Here is a 1,191-nt window from a genome sequence, read left to right on the forward strand (position 1 = left end):
CGCTTCCGCAGTCAACCCATTAAAAGCCATCAACTCACCAGCACTAGCCGTAGTTTCCCCACGCTTCCAGGCGAAAATCTCCCGCTTGCTGGTACTGAGTAACATGATATGTTCTAACATCGCACCTGCACCACCCACAAATTAACCTATAACTCAAAAAGCGGTTATTCAGTTTAAAAAAATTCTTACCTTGGGGTCGGGAACTCTAAATTGTGAGCAAGCCTATTTCTCGCTGTTCACGTTTTGAAGGCTGCATCAAATTTTATGCTCCAAGGAGTACCCAAGGCTCACAATATATATATTACACCAAATCAAAGCATTTTCAAAAATTCCTCTGGTAACAATGCTGGTACTAAAGACCCTACAAAATCAACCTTATTTCTAGTGACGATTATTTCTACACCTGCTGCTATTGCTGCTGCACTTGTCACCGCATCTTCAAAATCTTTAATTGGACTTTGTAAAGCTTGATGAATTACTGTATCTGTAACGCTGGCAATTTGCAGATTTTGTAATAAAGTTTCTATTAATTTTTTGGCTGCATCGCTACCAATTTGGCGACGTAAAATATAAAATATATTTGTAATAGCGTGTCCTGAAACAAAGCCTTGAACTTGTTTTGTAATAACTGTATTTAATGCCTGTGTTGAGAAAACAACAAACGGTTGACGCTGTGCTAAAATATCAAGCAAAACATCACTGTCAAATAATACTTTTTTCAACTATATTTCTCCTCTAAATAATCAATATAGCTTTCTTCTGTATTTTCTGATTCTAAGCTAATTACACCTATTAAACTTTGAGTCCAGGGGTCAAGTTCAGATAAGTTTTCTATAGTGGTTTGTGAAGGAGTAGAAGATAGGGTTTCTTGTTGAATTGATGCTAGTACAGTTTGTACAAGATGCCAACGTTCTCTGATTGGTAATTTTAATACCTGCTCTTGCAATTGTTGTAATTCAATCATGATTTTGTTGTTAACTTCATTATTTCTATTCTAACAGATGCTTAAATCATAATTATTTCTGTTCCGTGAAAACGAGTTTAATTCTTCCCAGAGTTTAACAAAAAATGATCTACAAAAAATATTTTTGACTAAAAACCGCAAATGTACGCAACTAAACACAAAATCATCCGCGTTCATCTGCGTACATCTGCGTTCTAATTAATGCACCAACTCAATAGCCCGCTTAG

Annotated in this window: 2 protein-coding genes; both read right to left on the reverse strand. The window is 35.9% G+C overall.

Translation table 11 applies throughout. The features are described 5' to 3' along the window. Window positions 1-311: 311 nt before the first annotated feature. On the reverse strand, window positions 312-722 hold the full coding sequence (locus tag ACIR131C_RS0103530; RefSeq protein WP_028089087.1) for a PIN domain-containing protein: 411 nt from the start codon (window positions 720-722) through the stop codon (window positions 312-314). Then, the gene (locus ACIR131C_RS0103535; RefSeq protein WP_051347483.1) at window positions 719-964 is read right to left on the reverse strand and encodes a hypothetical protein; all 246 of its coding nucleotides are present in this window, start codon (window positions 962-964) and stop codon (window positions 719-721) included. Before ACIR131C_RS0103535 ends, ACIR131C_RS0103530 begins: the two co-directional genes overlap by 4 nt. Window positions 965-1,191 lie beyond the last annotated feature (227 nt).

The sequence above is a fragment of the Dolichospermum circinale AWQC131C genome, from assembly GCF_000426905.1.
In the GTDB taxonomy this organism is placed as follows: Bacteria; Cyanobacteriota; Cyanobacteriia; order Cyanobacteriales; family Nostocaceae; genus Dolichospermum; species Dolichospermum circinale.